This is a genomic window from Hymenobacter daeguensis, from assembly GCF_054780555.1.
In genome coordinates, this window is the sequence record NZ_BAAGWC010000002.1 from 595,826 (window position 1) to 613,075 (window position 17,250).

Sequence of the window (17,250 nt, forward strand, 5' to 3'; positions counted from 1 at the left end):
GGAAAGGTTGAAGCAGGAGAGGTTGCAAGAATAATGCCTCGCTTCCTTCCTTGTGCGTTCCAAAGGAGCCCCTTTTACTCTTCCCATCTAGCCCGGAGCCCCCAAAGGAGCTTCTTGAGCTGCTCCGGCCGAGCCCGGAGCGGTAAAAGGAATATTTTTAACCAATGAAGTGCAAATCAGGCGACTGCCGGGGGCTGGCTGGGCAGGTTGCCATCGGCCGGGGTGCCGGTGGTGTTGGGGAAGGGAAAGTAGGCCAGCTCGGGGTTTTCGAAGTGCTCGTGCAGCAGGCCGGTATAGGTGCGGTAGAGGCCCAGGCACACCTTCAACTCCTCGGCATCGACGGCGGCACTGCCTTCCTGGCGGGTGGCGTGGTCGGTGGTGCGGCCCGCGCGGGGCGTGGGCGGCACGCAGGTCCTCCACCCCCGGAAATCATGCTGAGGGCAGCGCAGCGGAGTCGAAGCATCTCTACTGCGCAACTAATCCGTTTACTGCTGCGGTAGAGATGCTTCGGCTCCGCTGCGCTGCCCTCAGCATGACGGTTTGCTAAAAGCTCGTTCCCTGCCCTTACTGCCCCCGCCCCATGATAGTCAACTCCACGCCCGCCGGCTGGCAAATCATCTACCAGCAGGCCCACGCCCTGCTGGCCGCGCAGCTGGCCTGGCACTGGGCCCCCACGCTGCCGCCCCACCGCTGGGTGGGCCTGCTGGCCGCCATTGCCCAGCACGACGACGAGCAGGCCGACTGGCACGGGCGCGGCGGTCACCACGGCCTCACCGCCGCCGGCGCCCCCGCCAACTTCACCCAACAGGAATTCTCGATGGAGCAGGCCGCCGGCGTGCTGGCCGCTGCCCGCTTCCAGGGGCGCTGGCGCAGCCTGCTCACCAGCCTGCACCTGAGCTGCCTCTACGACGGCCTGCGCGGCCAATCGAAGGAAATCGATGCCTTCCTGGATGAGCTGAAAGCCCGCCAGCGGCAGTGGCGCCGCGCCCTGCACCTCACCAAGGCCGAGGCCGACCAGGCCTACGCCCTGCTGCACTGGTGCGACCGGCTGTCGCTCATCCTCTGCCGCCACGAAATCCCGGAAATGGGCCGCGCCGTGGAAATCTCGCGCGGACCCGACGGCACCACCCACACCCTGGCCCGGCCCGAAGCAGGCGGCCCGGTCATCATCCGGCCCTGGCCGTTTCGGGAGCCCGAAATTGAGGTGAGCGTGGAGGCCGGCGTGCTCACCCAGCTGCAGTTCCGGGACGATGCCGCGCTGGCCGCCGCCCTGCGCGCCGCCCCCATCGAAACCCTGCGCTGGACCCTGGCGCGGGCGTAGGGGCGGGGCGGGCCCCCGCCCGCCGTTGGACGCCGCTGCCGCTGAAGTTCGGCGCCGGGCGGGGGGCAGTCCCGCCCCATGCCAACGCCACACGTTTTCTGCCGTACTAAAAGCAGACATTTTCTTCTTCAGCGACCTTTTTTCTGCTTCATGGCCACTCACTATAAATTTTCGGATGTGCTGGCGGTGCTCAAGGCATCGGCCGGCGAGTTCGGAAACAACAACTCCTTCCGGCACGCGGCGGCGCTCTCCTACTACACCATTTTTTCGCTGCCGCCGCTGCTGCTCATCGTCATCACGGTGGCCAGCGCGGCCTACGGGGGCGAGGCCATCACCGGCCAGATTTACGGCCAGCTGAAAGGGCTGGTGGGGCCGGAGTCGGCCGCGTTTCTGCAGGAAAGCATTGCCAAGTTCACGGTGCAGCAGCGCGGGCCGGTGGCCACCACCATTGGGGTGGCCACGCTCATTTTTGCGGCCACCACCTTCTTCGTCACCCTGCAGGAAAGCATCAACGACATCTGGAACCTGAAGGTGAAAACCAACGGCATCGGCATCGGGGCCTTCATCAAGCAGCGCCTGCTCTCGTTCGGGCTCATTCTGAGCGTGGCCCTGCTGCTGCTCATTTCCTTCGTGATTAGCGCCGTGCTCAGCGCCTTCACCGGCTGGCTGCAGCAGAAGCTGCCCGAGGTGGGCGTCATCGCCATCAAGCTGGTCGATTTCAGCCTGTCGCTGGGCGTCACCACGCTGCTTTTTGCGCTTATCTACCGCTTCCTGCCCGATGCCATCATCCGCTGGCGCGACGTGGGGGTGGGGGCCTTCATCACGGCGCTGCTGTTCGTGCTGGGCAAGTTTCTCATTGCCTTCTACATCGCCAAGTCGAACCCCGGCTCGGCGTTTGGGGCGGCGGGCTCGGCCATCGTGCTGCTGCTGTGGGTGAACTACTCCTCGCTCATCATCTTTTTCGGGGCCGAGTTCACCCAGGAGTTTGCCGATGCCTTCGGCCAGCGGGTGCAGCCCAAGGCCCACGCCGTGCGCGTGCGCCTGGAGGAAATAGCCCCCGGCGAGTCGACCGAGGAAATCATGAGCGGCCGGCCCCGCTCCACCGGCAAGTGGAAAAAGTAGGCGGCCCGCGCCGGCCGCCGGCGGGCTGATGCGGGAAGTTCATGAATTAGCCATAATTTGGAGAAATTTTCCTCTCCATGAAAAAACTTCTACCCCTGCTCGGTTGTAGTGGGGCGCTGGCGCTGGCCAGCATCACGGCCCAGGCCCAGACGGCCCCGCCCGTTCTCAACAGCCTGCCGGCGGCCCCCGCCCCGCCGCCGCCCGGCAGTGCCCCGGCCCCGCTGCCCACCACCCCACCGGCTACCAGCTACGGCACCCCCACCGAAGTGATTGGGGCCACCTACAGCGTCGAGCTGAAATCGGGCAACACTTTCATCGGGGTGATGAGCGCCGCCACGGCCGACGAGCTGGAATTCACCACCAAAGACCTGGGCGTGCTGCACATCCAGCGCCAAAACCTCAAGCAGCTCGTCGTGCTCACCGCCGAGCAGGCCCGGCGCGGCTACGACGACGTGGGCAACGGCAACCGCCTGTTTTTCGGGCCCACCGCCCGCAACCTGCGCAAGGGCGAAGGCTACGTGCAAAACATGGAGCTGTTTATCCTAAACCTGAACTACGGCATCACCGACAATTTCTCGATGGGGGCCATTGTCAGCATCGTGCCCGATGCCGGCAGCGACAATTTTGTGGGCCTCACGCCCAAGCTCAGCTTTCCGGTGGCCGAGAAGGTGCGGGCCGGGGTAGGGGCCATGCTGCTCTTTACCAGCGGCGGCACGGGCGGCGTCACCTACGCCAACGCCACCTACGGCGGCGCCGACCACAACCTGACCGCCGGCATCGGCTACGGCTTTGCCGGCCGCACCGGGTTTTCGAGCACGCCGGTGCTGATGCTGGGCGGGGCCACCCGCGTCAGCCGCCGCATCTCGCTGATTAACGAAACCTACGTGCTGCGCGACCGCGACAACTACGGCACGGCCACGCTCATTGCCGGCATTGCGGGCCTGCGCTATGCCGGGCCGCGCATTGGCGGCGGCCTGGGCCTGCTCTACGTGCACGCTTCCTACAACGAAAACGGCGCTTATGGCCCCGGCTATCAGTACAGCAACGGTACTACCGTTCCCTTTGCCGAAATCACCATTCGCTTTGGCAAAATAAAATAGGCGGCTGCTTTCGGCTGCGCTCAGCATGACGGGCTTTTTCCCCGCAGCTGTTTCCGCGTAACTACTTTGCTACACCATATTTCCTTTCCCAGGTTTCCCACTTTCCGCATGAAACACTTTTCCGCCGCTGCCATCTTTTTGTTTGTTCTGTTGCTGAGCGGCCCGTCTGCCCGAGCCCAGGCCGAAGCCGATACCCTGCCGGGCCAGAACCGGTTTATCCGGCAGATGGCTTCTTCGCTCTGCACCCGCATTCAGGAAGCCAGCCAGAAGGAACCCCTCGACAAGCTCACGCCCCAGCAGGCCGACGACCTGTTTCGCCGCCTCATGCTCACGAGCATGAGCGAGCACGCCGAAGGCTTCAGCGCCCTGATGACCGAAGGCAAGCGCCGCAAGATGAGCAACAACAAGCTGGGCCGCGACCTGGGCGTGGCGGCCATCAAGCAGCTCAGCGCCGACTGCCCCGGCTCCATGGCCCTGCTCATTCGCACGTCGTCGGCGCAGAAGGAGCTGGGCAGCCAGAGCCAGAGCGTCAACGAGGTATCGGCCGATGAGAAAGTGGTGCTGCAGCCCATTGCCGACAGCATCTGCGCCCAGATGGCCGTGGAGGACCGCCGCCGTCCCCTCAAACAGCGCACCCCCGCCGAGCGCATGGACATGCTGACCACGCTCATGCAAACGGCCATTGTGAAGAACATGCCCGGGCTGCTGAGCATTTACTCCATGGAGCAAATCAACAACAAGGACAGCCGACGGGCCTTCGGCGTCAAGCTGGCCAGCCTGATGGTGACCCAGTGCCCCTCCTACATCATCCTGCTGGGCGAAGACGCAACGAAAAAGCGCCGCTAGCCCCGGGCCTTAGTCAACGCAAAAGCCCGTCGTGCTGCGAATAGCACGACGGGCTTTCTGTCTTAAGGCCGGTGTTTAAGCCGAAGCTTTTTCCTCCTTCACGGCCAGCTGTCCGCAGGCGGCATCAATGTCCTTGCCCCGCGAGCGGCGGATGTTGGTTTGCACGCCCCGGTCGGCCAGGAACTTGTGGAAGGCCGTGATTTTGTCGGCCTCGGCGTTCTGGTAGGCGGCGTTCTCGATGGGGTTGTACTCGATGAGGTTGACCTTGCAGGGCAGCCACTTGGCAATTTTCAGCAGCTCGGCGGCGTCCTCCAGCTCGTCGTTGAAGTTCTCGAACACGATGTACTCGTAGGTGACTTTGCGGCCGGTTTTCTGGTGGTAGTACTGCAGGGCCTCCTTCAGCGCGGCCAGCGAGTTGGCCTCGTTGATGGGCATGATTTCGTTGCGCTTGGCATCGGTGGGGGCGTGCAGCGAGAGGGCCAGGTTGGCCTTCACGTCGTCGTCGGCCAGCTTTTTAATCATCTTGGCAATGCCGGCCGTGCTGATGGTGATGCGGCGCGGGGCCATGTTCAGCCCATCGGGGGCGGTGATGCGGCGCACGCTTTCCACCACGTTGGCGTAGTTGAGCAGCGGCTCGCCCATGCCCATGTACACGATGTTGGTGAGCGGCGTGCCGTACTGGGCCTCGCACTGCTCCCGAATACGCACCACCTGGTCGTAAATCTCGGCCGCGTCGAGGTTGCGCTTGCGGTCCATGTAGCCGGTAGCGCAAAACTTGCACGTCAGCGAGCAGCCCACCTGCGAGCTGATGCAGGCCGTCATGCGCGTATCGTGCGGGATGAGCACGCCTTCCACCACGTTGCCATCATACAGCTTGAACGCCGATTTGATGGTGCCGTCGTTGCTGAGCTGCTTGTTCTGCACCGTCACGCCGTTTATCACGAAGTGCTGGTCGAGCAGCTCGCGGGTGGCTACCGAGATGTTGTTCATCTCCTCAAACGTGGCGGCGGTGTTTTTCCACAGCCACTCCGTCACCTGCTTGGCGCGGAAGGGCTTCTCGCCGTGCTCCACCATGAAAGCCTTCAGGTCTTCGGGCGAAGTTTTGCGGATATCACGCTTTTTAATGACGGGGGCGAGGGGCAGTTCCAGTAACATAGCACAAAGATACAAGCCAACAGGGCGTTGGGTTCCCGGGGCTACCCCAGCCGCGCGGCCAGCCCTTCGGGCAGCAGGCGCAGCTTGTGGGTGTTGTAGTCGAAGCAGAGCATGCCGGTTTTGGCGCGGGCCACTTCTTTGCCGGCGCTGTGCACGTGGTACACCACGTCGAAGCCGTACTTGTTGGGCTCGGTAGCGGCAATATCCACGCGCAGGATGTCGCCGTGGAAGGCCTCGTTCTTAAACTCCACGGCCACGTCCACCATGATGAGGCCGAACTTCGTTTCGGGGTCGAACTCCACGGGCAGGCCCGACGATTGCAGGAACTGTACCCGCGCCTCGTGCAGAATGCCCAGCAGGGCATCGTTGCCGAGGTGCCCGCCGTAGTTGAGGTCGGTGATGCGTACCGGGGCCTCGGTGCTGAAAGGGAAGGCGTCGGGGAGGGCTACTTTTACACGGTTCATGGGCGGAGGTGGCACGGAGAATGCCTAAGCAGAAACAAAGGATGAGTGAGCAGCAGATGTCGAATAATTCAAAGATAGAAGTTCGCGTGACTGGCGATGGCTCGGCCACACTATTTGTGCCCGCGCTCAACGAGCACTACCACTCGCACCACGGGGCGCGGCAGGAATCGGCGCACGTGTTCATCGGGGCCGGGCTGCGGCCGCTGCTGGCGGCGGGCGGCCACACCGCCGCGCAGCCGCTACGCATTCTGGAAGTGGGCCTGGGCACGGGGCTGAATGCTTTGCTGACGCTTCAGGCAAAGCAAGACGCTGGCACTAAGGTTTTCATCGAATACGATGGACTGGAAACCGTACCGCTGCCCCCCGGGGTGGTGGCCGCCCTCCAGCCCGAGTGGGACCAGCAGGGCCCGGACCAAAGCCAACAGTTTGCCCGCCTCCACGCCGCCGCCTGGAACGCGCCCGTAGAGCTCGCGCCAGGATTCATTCTGCAAAAAATAGCGCAGCCGCTGCAGGCCGCCGCCCTGCCGCCGGCCCACTACCACCTCATTTATTTCGATGCCTTCGCGCCCGAGAAGCAGCCCGAGCTGTGGACCGAAGCCATTTTTGCCCGGCTCTACGCCGCCGCCGCGCCCGGCGCGGTGCTGGTGAGCTACTGCGCCCAGGGCCAGTTCCGGCGCAACCTGCGGGCCGCCGGCTGGCTCACCGAGAAGCTGCCCGGCCCCCCCGGCAAGCGCGAAATGACGCGGGCCGTGAAAAAGTAGGGTAGGAGGGTAGGTGGGCGTAAGGGCAGGAGTGAGGCGGCAATGTTGTTCTTTTGCTCCCGGCTGCACCTGCCAGTAACCCATACCCTCACGCCCTCCTACCCCCATACCCTAAACTTTGTCTCGCCGATTCCTCGATACCGAAAGCCCCGGCTGGGTCGCCGATGGCCTCATCAGCGAGGCGCAGCGGCAGCAGCTGCTGGCCCGCTACCCGCCCGAAGCCCAGCCCCTGGGGCTGCTGCCGCTGCTGGGCAGCATCCTGGTGGGCCTGAGTGCGCTGAGCGTGGTGGCGGCCAACTGGCAGGCGCTGCCCACCGCCCTGCGGCTGGCGCTGCTGCTGGGCAGCCTCACGGGCAGCTACGCGGCCGGCGCGTTCTTCCTGCGGCGCGGCAACGAAGACCTCGGCCACGGCCTCATCGGGCTGGGGCTGCTGCTGTTCGGGGCCAGCATCATTCTCACCAGCCAGCTCTACCAGCTGGTGGGCTACGATGCCAGCGGCCTGCTGGCCTGGGTGGTGGCCGGCGTGGCCGTGAGCTACGTGTACGGCGCGCGGCTGCTGGTGCTGCTCACGGTGCTGATTGGGGCGGCGGTGCAGACGTATTGCGTCGAGTCGCTGGGCATCTTCAGCTACGTCACGGCCTGGCTGGTGGTGGGCGGCCTGGGCTACTACTGGTGGCGGCGGCCCGATGCCGTGAGCGCCACCGTGCTGGCCGTGGGCCTGCTCTGGCAGGCCGGGCTGCTGATAATTGTGCTGCACGCCAAGATTACCTGGTTTTTTGTGCCAGCCATGGCCATCTACGCCGCCGGCGACTGGCAGCCCAACCGGGCCGGCGGCCGGGCCATGCAGGGGCCGCCGCTGGTGGCGGCCTACCTGTTTATGTTCGGGCTGGCCACGTTTGGCGAAACCGATGCCTATGCCAACATCCTGCGGCCGCCGCTGCTGCCCTACCTGGCGGCGCTGGGGGCGGTGTTTGCCATTTCGGTGGCCGGCAAGCGGGCGCGGGGCCGGCTGGCCAGCCTGCCCGAGTGGCTGCTGCTGCTGCCGGGGTTTTACCTCTCGGGCGGGCTGCCGCTGGCGGTGGCCACGCTGGTGGTGCTGTATGCCCACGCCGGCTCGGTGCTGGCCCGCGCCAACCGCGAGCAGGACTCCGACCAGCTCACCATTGGGGCGGTGCTGTTTGTGGCCGCCACGGCCGTGGCTTATTTCAAGCTCACCTGGGGCTTTATGGACAAGTCGCTGTTTTTCCTGGTGGGCGGCGTGCTGCTGCTGGGCCTGAGCTGGTACCTGCGCCGCCGCAATGCCCAGGTGCTGGCCGCCGCCGCGCCAGTGGTGGCTCAGCAGGCTGGCACTCCGGCCGCGCCATCAGCCGGCGAGCCCGAAGCTACCGCCCCAACTCATCATTCATAATTTGAAACCCGTCATTGCCGTGAATGATTTGCTGACCTGGTTTTCTGACCCCAAACGCCGTCGGCCGCTGCTGCGCCTGCTGGTGGGCGCGCAGGTGCTCTACGTGCTGGGCGTGGCCGGCGCGGGCTACGCCACCACGGCGCTGGGCAGGCAGGTGCAGCTCGCCACCGCGCCCATCGACCCCAGGGACCTGCTTTCCGGCGACTTCGTGCGCCTGCACTACGCCATTGGCGCAATGCCCCTGCAGCAGTGGCACGGGCCCGAAGCGCCGCGTCGTCGGCAGGCGGTGTTCGTGCTGCTGGCTGCCGGCCCCGATAGCCTGAGCACCGCCGTGGGCGTGTATCCGCAGGCCCCGGCGGCCGGCGCGGGCCAGGCCGTGCTGCGCGGCTGGGTGACGGATGTGTACCGCAGCTCCCTGAACCTGCGCTTCAACCTGGAGCGCTACTACGTGCCCGAGGGCAGCAGCCTGCGCCAGGAAAAAGCCGGCCGCCTGCACCCGCTGCGGGTGCGCGTCAGCATTGCGCCGTGGGGGCAGGCCCGCATCGTGCGCGTCGATAAAGCAGAAACCCCCAAACCTGCCCGTTAAGGCGGGGTTGGGGGTTTGCTCACGGGTGCGGTAGTGCCGGAGGCTATTGAATCTTGAAGCTAATGGGCACGGTGAAGGCCACGCTCACGGCCCGGCCGTTCTGCTTGCCGGGAATGAATTTGGGCAGGGATTTCACGGCGCGCATAGTCTCTTCATCCAGGCCGTAGCCCAGGGGTTTCAGCACTTTCACATCCGAAACCTCGCCCACCGAATTCACCACGAAACTCACGAAAACCTTGCCTTCTATCTGGTTGCGCAGGGCTTCGCCGGGGTATTTTACCGATTTCTGAATGGCTGCCACGATAGCACCCATGCCACCGCCGCCCGGCAGCTGGGGCATCTGCTCCACATAGAGGTACGGCTTTTCGGTAACGGTTTCGCCGATGTCATTGCCGCCCGGCCCGGTGCCGGGCTTCAATTCTTCGAGGTTGGCATTGGGGTCGGCACCGGGGTCGCCGGCTGCCGTCACCAGGCCGGGCTTTGCATCGATAAGCTCGTCCTGGTTGGGCACCTTGTTGTCATCCGGTTTCACTTTGTCGTCGGTCGTCACAACGGGCACTACGTCCTGCATCGTGGGAGGCTGGGGCGGTGGTGCCGCCGGCCGGGTGGCGGCCGGTGGCGGAGGAAGCACTTCGGGCTCATCCGGCATGTCGATAATGGACGGATTGGCATCCACGACGATGGGGGGCACCACCGTCACCACGTCCTTGGCCAGCAGCTGGCCCAGCAGCGGAAACACCAGCAGCAGGGCCAGCATGGCGGTGGCAATAATCAGCGCGCGCGTCATGTGGCGCTGGTAGAGGGCCCGGAGCTGGTAGGCTCCGTAGTGGCGGTTGCGACCATCGAACACGATGTCGTCGAGGCTGGCCGTCGCCAGCTGGGCATTGGTCATCATAAGGGGAGGGTGGGGGTTTTAAGGAGGGTTAAATCGTCCTGCGTAATCCTGACCAGGGCGTACTTCTGCTGGTTGGTGATGTTCATCTCGTCCAGAATGTCCACCATGTCCTGGTATTTCGACTCGGCCATGGGCTTGATGAGCACCACCAGGCCCGGCTGCTGTCGCTGGCGCGCCAGCAGCACCTGCCGGATGCCGCTGGCCGCAAACGACGTGGTTTGCAGCCGCGGTCGGGGCACGGTTTTGTCCCGTGGCGCATTCAGCCCGCTGAAGTAGTGCACCCGATGGCCTTTGCCGAGGATGATGGTCAGCGCCTTCGATTCCGGCGCATGGGTTTCCGGGCCTTTCACCGGCATGGTGAGCTGCATCACCGTGGGCTTGGCAAACGTGGTGGTGAGCATGAAGAAGGTGAGGAGCAAAAACGCCAAATCCACCATCGGCGTCATGTCGATGCGGGTCGATATTTTCTTCGCTCGTCGCTTGCCGGGCTTCGACGCGCCGGCGTTTTGCTGCTGAATTTCGGCCATGGTTCCGTGCCTTAAAAGGTGAACGATGCCCGGTCAACGCAAGGGGTTAATGCCTTATTGCAAGGATTTTATATCTAAAATTTAAATTTTTAGGCACATACCAAACCCTGCCTTCCAGCGTTTTGCCTGCTTGCCCTCAGCAGAATCAGCCCGGCCTTAAAACCGCCACACCCGGCCGGGCGTGATGCAGGCCGTGAGCGGCACGTCCGTCGGCAGCACGTCGGCAATGCCGCGCACGGGCGCCTCATCCAGCAGGCTGAGGCCGATGAGCTGCGTGCCCGGCCGGCACTGCGCCAGAAACCGGTCATAAAACCCGCCGCCGTAGCCCACGCGCTGGCCGGTGCGGTCCACGGCCAGCAGGGGCACCAGCACGGCATCCAGCATGGCCGGGAATACTTCCGGCGCGGTCACCGGGGCGGGCGCGGGCTCGTCGATGCCCCAGCGGTTTTGGGTGAGCTGCGTGTCGGGCGTCAGCTCGTAGTGCTTCATGGTTTCGCCGTCGGGCTGCACTACAGGCGTGGCCAGGCGCAGGGGCAACTCCTCGCCCCACACCCAGCGAATGACGTTCCAGGTGTCCGGCTCATTGCGCTTCAGCAGCGGCAGAAACAGGTGCAGCCACTGCCACTGCGCCACCGGAAACTGCCGGAACAGGTGCTTGCGCAGCTTGTCGCTGCGGCGCGCCACCTCGCCCGGGTCCAGCGCCAGGCGGCGGGCCAGGGCGGCGCGGCGCAGGTCGGCTTTGAGCGGAGGCGTCCAGAACATGGCTGATGCTACCGCGCTGCCAGCTTCTGCACCGCCGCCGTTTCGAGGCCAAAATAAGCCCAGGGATAGGGCGTAATATGCCCGTTCAACTCGTGCAGAAATTGGTTGCGCTCGGCCGTGTTGCCCAGCGCATGGTGCAGGCCGCCGGCGTAGTTGTTGAAGTAAATAGCCAGCAGCGACGGCCCGGTCATGGGCCGGAGCGCGGGCAGCAGCTCGTCGATGCGGGCGCTGTATTCGCGCCGCAGCTGGCCCTTGGCCGTGAGCCGATTCTCGCCTTCGAAGTCGCTGTAGCGCTCCACCAGGAAGTTGGCCTGGAGCAGCTGGCGCAGCCCCGGCGCCTCCACTTCATCAACAAACTCGGCCAGCACGTCAGCATCGCCAAACCACCGGGGCGCGGCCAGCTTGAAGTAGTTCAGGTGACCCAGCTGATGGTCGGGCACCAGCTCACGGCAGGCGTAGAATGCCTGCTGGCCTTCCTGCGGCTCGCTCAGGCCCATGAGCACGCGGATGAGGCGGGCGTAGGCTTCGGCCTGCAGCGTGGCCGTGGCAAAGGGCCGGTTCAGGTGCTCATGGGCCAGGCCGAGGTAATGCTCGAACCCCCGGGCCTGGCCTTCGGTCACGTATTGGGCGGCGGCCCCGCTCCGGGCCTCCCAGGCCAGAAAGGTATCGTGCACGCCGGCCACGAGGTGGCGCAGCGCCGAGTTGCCGGCGGCCAGGTACCTGGCCAGCAGCGGGGCGTAGTCCGCCGTCACGCACAGGCCGTCGAGCAGGCGCGTGAGGTCTTCGGTGGACAGGCCGGCCACGAGGGTTTCGAAAGACTCCCACTGCTGCTGGCGGAGCAGGTTTTCGGCCCCGCTGCCGGCCAGCAGGCCAAAGGAGAGGTCGGGGCCGGCCGTGGCCGACTTGGAGAAAAGCGAGCGGAAAAACTGGGCGACGTTTGCCAAAGCGGAGCAGATTGGGCCGGACCCGGCCGGTGAAAGGTGCCCAAAGCTAGGCGCTGCCCCGCGTTTTAGGCGCGGCCTACTCCTCTTCCAGCACCGTGAACGCCAGCGCCAGCGGCTCGAAGGCTTCCACCAGCTGCTCGATGAAGCCGGGATTGTTAATCAGAATGCTGAGCACGTTCTCGCTGCGCTCCTGCAGGCCGCCGCCGGGGAAGAGCTTTTCCTTGAGCGCCGCCAGCTGCGCGTAGGCCGTTTCGTGCTTGGTTTCGGCGGCTTTGCTCAGGCGCTTTTCGAGGCCGGCCAGGCCGGCGGCGGCCTTGGCGGCTTCGGCGGCCACGGTTTTTACCAAGGTGGGGTCGAGGCGCTGGGCCACGTCCTGCACCTGCTGGAAGGCTGCCGCCAAGGCCTGCTGCTGTTCTTTTAGGCTGATTTCTTCCTGGCCCAAAGCCGCGCCCACCTGCTTCTTCAGCTCCGGCAGCGGGCGGAAAATCTCGTGCGAAGTCAGGCCCAGCTTTTTCAGCTTGCCGGCATTGGCGCGGCTGATGTACTCGGCCGAATTGCGGGGCAGCACGATGGGGTAGGGCACCCCAAACGCCGCAAACACGTCCTTCAGCTGGAACCAGTACGCCACCTCGGCCCCGCCGCCGATGTACACCAGGTTGGGCAGCAGGATTTCCTGGTACACCGGCCGCAGCACCACGTTGGGGCTGAACTGCTCGGGGTGACTCTGGGCCAATTCCAGCAGCTCGGCCTGGCTGTGGCACTTGGCCGTGTTGCGGATGGTCACTTCCACGCAGTCGGCCCCGTTGGCGTCGGGTTCCAGCCGCTCGCGCTTGCCCTCGTCGGTGATGAAAAACAGGTTGATGGGCCGCGAGTATACCTGCGGCTTGTAGCCGGCGGCCGTGAGGCGCACGTTGGTGGCCTGCACGGCGGCGTTGGAGGCCTGCTCCTTGATTTCCCTGGTCAGCAGCGGCACCAGGGCCTGTTTCAGGGCCGGGCGGTCGGCGTCCAGCGTCACCAGCCCGAACGCGCCAAACAGCGCATCGGCCAGCTTGCGGGTGGCTTCGGCCAGGTTTTGGGAGGTCGAATACGCCTCGTGAAAAGCCGCCGGCACCTCGGGCGGCAGCTGGCTCAGCAGCTGCTCTTCGAAGCCATCGAGCGCCAGCCGGCCCACGGGGCCGCCGGTGCCGGCCGCGTCCCAGGCGTAGGTTTTGCCGAACAGCGAGAAGTGGTTGATTTCGGCAAAGTCATGGTCCTCGGTGGCCATCCAGTACACCGGCACGAAGTCGTACTGCGGGTATCTGGCCTTCAACTCCCGGCTCAGCTTAATGGCCGACACGATTTTGTAGATGAAATACAGCGGCCCCGTAAGCAGATTGAGCTGGTGCCCGGTGGTCACGGTGAACGTCGTTTCCTGCGCCAGCAGCTGTAAATTGGCTTCGATGGCCGGAGCCGGGTTCGGCCCGTATTGCTCACGCAAAGCCGCTACCAGCCGCTGCCGGGCTTCAGGCGAGTAGCTGGCCTGTTTCTCCTCCATCTGGGCCGCAAAATTTTCCAGCGCGGGCCAGCGGTTATAAAAGGGCGCCAGCGCGGGCTTCTGGGCGATATAGTCAGTCAGCAGGCCCGAAAAAGCGCCGGTTTCGGCGTAGGGCAGCGTGGTACAGCGAGTAGGCATGGGGGTAATACGAGCGGGGCCGGGTTCGGTGCGAACCCGTGCCAATGGCAAAAGTCCGCACAAAACCCGGCCCCGCCGGAAAAGTTACTTTTAGTCGTCAGAACGCTGTAGCGACGCGACACTTCGCGTCTCGTCGTCCGCGCCGTTTGGGAAGTCGTTCAACCAATTTCGTTCAACGACAAGACGCGAAGTGTCGCGTCTCTACAGCATTCAGGCGCTACACCAAGTGCCCGTACAAATCGAAATCGGAGGCTGAATCAATCTTCACGTTCGCGAAATCGCCCAGGCGCACAAACGTGTCCTTCTCCACCGGCACCAGCACCTCGTTGTCCACCTCGGGCGAGTCGAACTCCGTGCGGCCCACAAAATGGCCGCTTTCCTTGCGGTCGAACAGCACCTTGTAGGTCTGGCCCACGCGGGCCTCGTTCAACTCCATCGAAATGCCCTGCTGCAGCTCCATGATGGCGTCGGCGCGCTCCTGCTTCAGCTCGGCCGGCACGTCGTCCACGAGGGTGTGCGAGTGCGTGTTCTCCTCGTGCGAGTAGGTGAAGATGCCCAGGCGCTCAAACCGCGTCTGCTCCACGAAATCATACATTTCCCGGAAGTCCTGCTCCGTCTCGCCGGGGTGGCCGGCAATGAGCGTGGTGCGCAGCGCAATGCCCGGCACCCGCTGCCGGATGGTGTCCACCAGCTCGATGGTGCGGCGCTTGGTGATGCCCCGGCGCATGGTCTTCAGCATGTGGTCGGAACCGTGCTGCAGGGGCATGTCCAGGTACTTGCAGATGTTGTCGCGCTCGGCCATCACGTCCAGCGCATCCAGCGGAAACTGCGAGGGGTAGGCGTACTGCAGCCGAATCCAGTCGATGCCGTTCACGTCCGACAGGTTCCGCAGCAGGTCGGCCAGCTTGCGCTCGCCGTAGTGCTGCAGGCCGTAGTAGGTCAGGTCCTGGGCAATGAGAATCAGCTCCTTGGTGCCCATGCCGGCCAGCCGCTTGGCCTCCTTCACCAGGTCCTCGATGGGCCGGTCCACGTGCTGGCCGCGCATCAGCGGGATGGCGCAGAACGAGCAGGGACGGTTGCAGCCTTCGGCAATTTTGAAGTAGGCGTAGTGCCTGGGCGTGGTAATCAGGCGCTCGCCAATGAGCTCGTGCTTGTAGTCGGCGTTGAGCACCTTCAGCATCTGGGGCAGCTCCAGGGTGCCGAAATAGGCGTCCACCTGCGGGATTTCCACCTCCAGCTCGTCCTTGTAGCGCTGCGAGAGGCAACCCGTCACGTAGAGCTTTTCCAGCCGGCCGGCTTCCTTCTCGTCGGCGTAGCGCAGAATGGTGTCGATGCTTTCCTGCTTGGCATTGTCGATGAAGCCGCAGGTATTGATGATGACGATGTTGGCGTCCGACTTCTCGGCCTCGTGCGTCACGTCGAACTGGTTGGCCTGCAGCTGGCCCATCAGGACTTCCGAGTCCACAATGTTTTTCGAGCAGCCGAGGGTAATAACGTTAACCTTATTCTGGGTCTGATTTCTAACTTTCACAACGTACTGGGTAAAGAGGAAGCAGCCACCGGGCCGCCTGATAAAAAAGCCAAAGCCGCGCAACGCCCTGAAGCGCAAGGCCAGCCGAACCCCAAAATTACGACGCAGCCCGCACCCGCCCACTACCAGGCCCCCGCCAACGCAGCCCGGCCCATCGGCGGGCGTACTCGGCGGTCCGTCGGGCGTACTCGCTGGTCCCCCGGTCGTACTCACCGGTCCCCCGTTCGTTCCCGCCAGTCCCCCGGTCGTATTCGCCAGTCCCGCGGTCGTTCCCGCCAATCCCCCGGTCGTTCTCGTCGGTCCGACAGGCTAACTCACTGGTGCGGCGGTCGTTTACAGCGACGGAAACGGCCATCTGACGTGCGCGTCCGGTGCTCTGAATGATGCGTGCGGCGTTCACCGCCCTGCAGGCGTCGTTCTCAGGGCCGGGAACGGCCTTCGAAATGGCGGGGCCGTCGTTCTCATGCCCGGAACCGTCGTTCTTGTGCCCGGAACCGTCGCTCTCGTGCAGTTCAGCGCCTTACAGCGCCTCAAACTGCCGGAGGAAGCGCATGTCATTCTCCGTGAACAGGCGCAGGTCCTTAATCTGGTACTTGAGCATGGCAATGCGCTCGATGCCCATGCCCCAGGCGTAGCCGGAGTATTTGTCGGAGTCGATGTTGGCGTTTTCGAGCACGGCGGGGTCCACCATGCCGCAGCCGCCAATCTCGACCCAGCCCGAATACTTGCAGATGTTGCAGCCCGCGCCCTTGCAAATGAGGCAGGTGATGTCGATTTCGGCGCTGGGCTCGGTGAAGGGGAAGAAGCTGGGGCGAAAGCGGATGTTGATGTCGGCCCCGAACAGCTCCTGCACGAAGTAGTACACCGTCTGCTTCAGGTCGGCGAAGCTCACGCCCTCGTCAATGAAAATGCCTTCCACCTGATGAAACATCATGTGGGCGCGGGCCGAAATGGCCTCGTTGCGGAACACGCGCCCCGGCATGACGCGGCGGATGGGCAGGGGCTCGGTTTCCATCACGCGCACCTGCACGGTGCTGGTGTGGGTGCGCAGCAGGTGGGGCAGGTCGGGGGCGCCGGTGGCGGCATCGCCGGTGGCGCCGGCATCGGCCGCGCCGGCCGCCTTCGACACGGGAGCCACGAAGAACGTGTCCTGCATGTCGCGCGCCGGGTGGTTTTCGGGGAAGTTGAGGGCCGTGAAGTTGTGCCAGTCGTCCTCAATCTCGGGGCCCTCGGCCACGGCAAAGCCGATGCGGGCAAACACGCGCATCATCTCCTCGCGCACCAGGCTCAGGGGGTGGCGGGTGCCCAGGGCGTTGGGCACGGGGGGCAGGGTGTAGTCGAAATCGGGGTTGGCGGGGGCGTTGTCGGCGGCGGCTTCGGCGGCCTGCTGGGCTTCGTCGAAGCGGGCCTGGGCCTGCTGCTTCAGGGCGTTGAGCTGCTGGCCCACGGCGCGCTTCTCCTCGTTGGGCACGGTCTTGAGCTGGTCGAACAAATCGGCCAGCCGGCCTTTGCGGCCGAGGTAGCTAATGCGAAAAGCATCAAGTTCGGCCGAATTATTCAGCGCGGCGGTTGTAATTTCGGCCGCCAGTGCGGCAATTGATTCCTGCATCATAGGCCACAAAGTTACGGCAAGGCCCCGGTCGCGGCCGAACGATTCACGAACACATTCAGTTACCCGGCTTACCAACCCTTTACCCCATCATCCTCTCTCATGAAACGTGTACTATTTCTTCTGCTATTTGTCGGGGGCGTAGCCTCTTCCGCATCTGCCCAGGGTGGCGGCTGGGACACGGGTGGCTGGGGCGATGCCCCCAAGAAGGCGCCCGCGAAAAAAACGACCACTAAAACGACCACCACCAAAGCCGCCGACCAGGCCGCCACCAAAAACGGCGGCGCGGCGGCTGCCGAGCCCGCCGCGCCCGAGGCCACGGCCCCGACTCCCGATGCCGCCGCAGCGCCCGCACCCGCCGAAAAAGGCGGTTTCAGCGGCGGCGGCAGCAGCTCGTCGGTTAGCTCGGGCCAGTTTATCTCGATAGCTCCGGGCTCGCCCGTGATGCTGACGAGCGGCCGCAACATCATGGCGGCCGATGCCGCTGCCGCCGCCGAGCGCCGCGCCAACCGCAAAGTGCGCCGGCCCAAGCCCTGGCCCCCGCGCC

At 64.7% G+C, this 17,250-nt stretch carries 18 protein-coding genes; 8 read left to right on the top strand and 10 right to left on the bottom strand.

Features of this window, described 5'->3' with window-relative positions:
- Positions 1–176: 176 nt before the first annotated feature.
- Positions 177–407, bottom strand: coding sequence for a hypothetical protein (locus ACYVHT_RS06120; protein WP_460549021.1), 231 nt, complete (start codon positions 405–407; stop codon positions 177–179).
- 173 nt (positions 408–580) lie between these two features.
- Between ACYVHT_RS06120 and ACYVHT_RS06125 the strand changes: the two genes are divergently transcribed.
- The 4 genes from ACYVHT_RS06125 (at position 581) to ACYVHT_RS06140 (ending at position 4,389) form a co-directional block, all read left to right on the top strand.
- Complete coding sequence (locus ACYVHT_RS06125; protein ID WP_460549023.1) at positions 581–1,321, top strand: DUF3891 family protein; 741 nt, start codon at positions 581–583, stop codon at positions 1,319–1,321.
- Between the two features lie 150 nt (positions 1,322–1,471).
- Positions 1,472–2,443 (top strand): YihY/virulence factor BrkB family protein, encoded by a 972-nt coding sequence (locus ACYVHT_RS06130; RefSeq protein WP_460549025.1) that lies wholly within the window; start codon positions 1,472–1,474, stop codon positions 2,441–2,443.
- 77 nt (positions 2,444–2,520) lie between these two features.
- Positions 2,521–3,543: a hypothetical protein gene (locus ACYVHT_RS06135; protein ID WP_460549027.1), complete on the top strand. Its 1,023-nt coding sequence runs from the start codon at positions 2,521–2,523 to the stop codon at positions 3,541–3,543.
- Between the two features lie 108 nt (positions 3,544–3,651).
- A complete protein-coding gene (locus ACYVHT_RS06140; protein WP_460549029.1) occupies positions 3,652–4,389 on the top strand; it encodes a hypothetical protein in 738 nt (245 codons plus the stop codon).
- A gap of 75 nt (positions 4,390–4,464) precedes the next feature.
- Here the strand turns inward: ACYVHT_RS06140 and rlmN are convergent, their stop codons facing one another.
- Together rlmN and ACYVHT_RS06150 are read right to left on the bottom strand one after the other, a co-directional pair.
- Positions 4,465–5,544, bottom strand: coding sequence for a 23S rRNA (adenine(2503)-C(2))-methyltransferase RlmN (gene rlmN / locus ACYVHT_RS06145; RefSeq protein ID WP_460549030.1), 1,080 nt, complete (start codon positions 5,542–5,544; stop codon positions 4,465–4,467).
- A 41-nt stretch (positions 5,545–5,585) separates the two neighbouring features.
- A complete protein-coding gene (locus tag ACYVHT_RS06150; protein ID WP_460549031.1) occupies positions 5,586–6,008 on the bottom strand; it encodes a thioesterase family protein in 423 nt (140 codons plus the stop codon).
- 56 nt (positions 6,009–6,064) lie between these two features.
- Between ACYVHT_RS06150 and mnmC2 the strand changes: the two genes are divergently transcribed.
- The 3 genes from mnmC2 to ACYVHT_RS06165 all read left to right on the top strand — a co-directional run bounded on the left by mnmC2 (position 6,065) and on the right by ACYVHT_RS06165 (position 8,763).
- Positions 6,065–6,769: a tRNA (5-methylaminomethyl-2-thiouridine)(34)-methyltransferase MnmC2 gene (gene mnmC2, locus ACYVHT_RS06155; RefSeq protein ID WP_460549033.1), complete on the top strand. Its 705-nt coding sequence runs from the start codon at positions 6,065–6,067 to the stop codon at positions 6,767–6,769.
- A 118-nt stretch (positions 6,770–6,887) separates the two neighbouring features.
- Positions 6,888–8,177 (top strand): DUF2157 domain-containing protein, encoded by a 1,290-nt coding sequence (locus ACYVHT_RS06160; RefSeq protein ID WP_460549035.1) that lies wholly within the window; start codon positions 6,888–6,890, stop codon positions 8,175–8,177.
- Position 8,178: 1 nt separating this feature from the next.
- Positions 8,179–8,763 (top strand): GDYXXLXY domain-containing protein, encoded by a 585-nt coding sequence (locus tag ACYVHT_RS06165; RefSeq protein WP_460549037.1) that lies wholly within the window; start codon positions 8,179–8,181, stop codon positions 8,761–8,763.
- A gap of 43 nt (positions 8,764–8,806) precedes the next feature.
- Here ACYVHT_RS06165 and ACYVHT_RS06170 read toward each other — a convergent pair whose 3' ends face one another.
- The 7 genes from ACYVHT_RS06170 to pheS form a co-directional block, all read right to left on the bottom strand.
- Complete coding sequence (locus ACYVHT_RS06170; RefSeq protein ID WP_460549039.1) at positions 8,807–9,658, bottom strand: energy transducer TonB; 852 nt, start codon at positions 9,656–9,658, stop codon at positions 8,807–8,809.
- Positions 9,655–10,185 (bottom strand): ExbD/TolR family protein, encoded by a 531-nt coding sequence (locus ACYVHT_RS06175; RefSeq protein ID WP_460549041.1) that lies wholly within the window; start codon positions 10,183–10,185, stop codon positions 9,655–9,657. The genes ACYVHT_RS06170 and ACYVHT_RS06175 overlap by 4 nt, the downstream gene beginning before the upstream one ends.
- A gap of 156 nt (positions 10,186–10,341) precedes the next feature.
- Positions 10,342–10,947, bottom strand: a complete 606-nt coding sequence (locus tag ACYVHT_RS06180; protein ID WP_460549043.1) for a 5-formyltetrahydrofolate cyclo-ligase — start codon at positions 10,945–10,947, stop codon at positions 10,342–10,344.
- 8 nt (positions 10,948–10,955) lie between these two features.
- Positions 10,956–11,891: a hypothetical protein gene (locus tag ACYVHT_RS06185; protein WP_460549045.1), complete on the bottom strand. Its 936-nt coding sequence runs from the start codon at positions 11,889–11,891 to the stop codon at positions 10,956–10,958.
- A gap of 76 nt (positions 11,892–11,967) precedes the next feature.
- Positions 11,968–13,563 (bottom strand): bacillithiol biosynthesis cysteine-adding enzyme BshC, encoded by a 1,596-nt coding sequence (gene bshC, locus ACYVHT_RS06190; RefSeq protein ID WP_460549047.1) that lies wholly within the window; start codon positions 13,561–13,563, stop codon positions 11,968–11,970.
- A gap of 217 nt (positions 13,564–13,780) precedes the next feature.
- Positions 13,781–15,094, bottom strand: coding sequence for a MiaB/RimO family radical SAM methylthiotransferase (gene rimO / locus ACYVHT_RS06195; RefSeq protein WP_460549049.1), 1,314 nt, complete (start codon positions 15,092–15,094; stop codon positions 13,781–13,783).
- Between the two features lie 520 nt (positions 15,095–15,614).
- The gene (gene pheS, locus ACYVHT_RS06200; protein ID WP_460549050.1) at positions 15,615–16,706 is read right to left on the bottom strand and encodes a phenylalanine--tRNA ligase subunit alpha; all 1,092 of its coding nucleotides are present in this window, start codon (positions 16,704–16,706) and stop codon (positions 15,615–15,617) included.
- Between the two features lie 99 nt (positions 16,707–16,805).
- On the opposite strand from pheS, the gene ACYVHT_RS06205 reads away from it, so the two are divergent.
- A partial coding sequence (locus tag ACYVHT_RS06205; protein WP_460549053.1) for a hypothetical protein occupies positions 16,806–17,250 on the top strand: 445 nt, incomplete at its 3' end.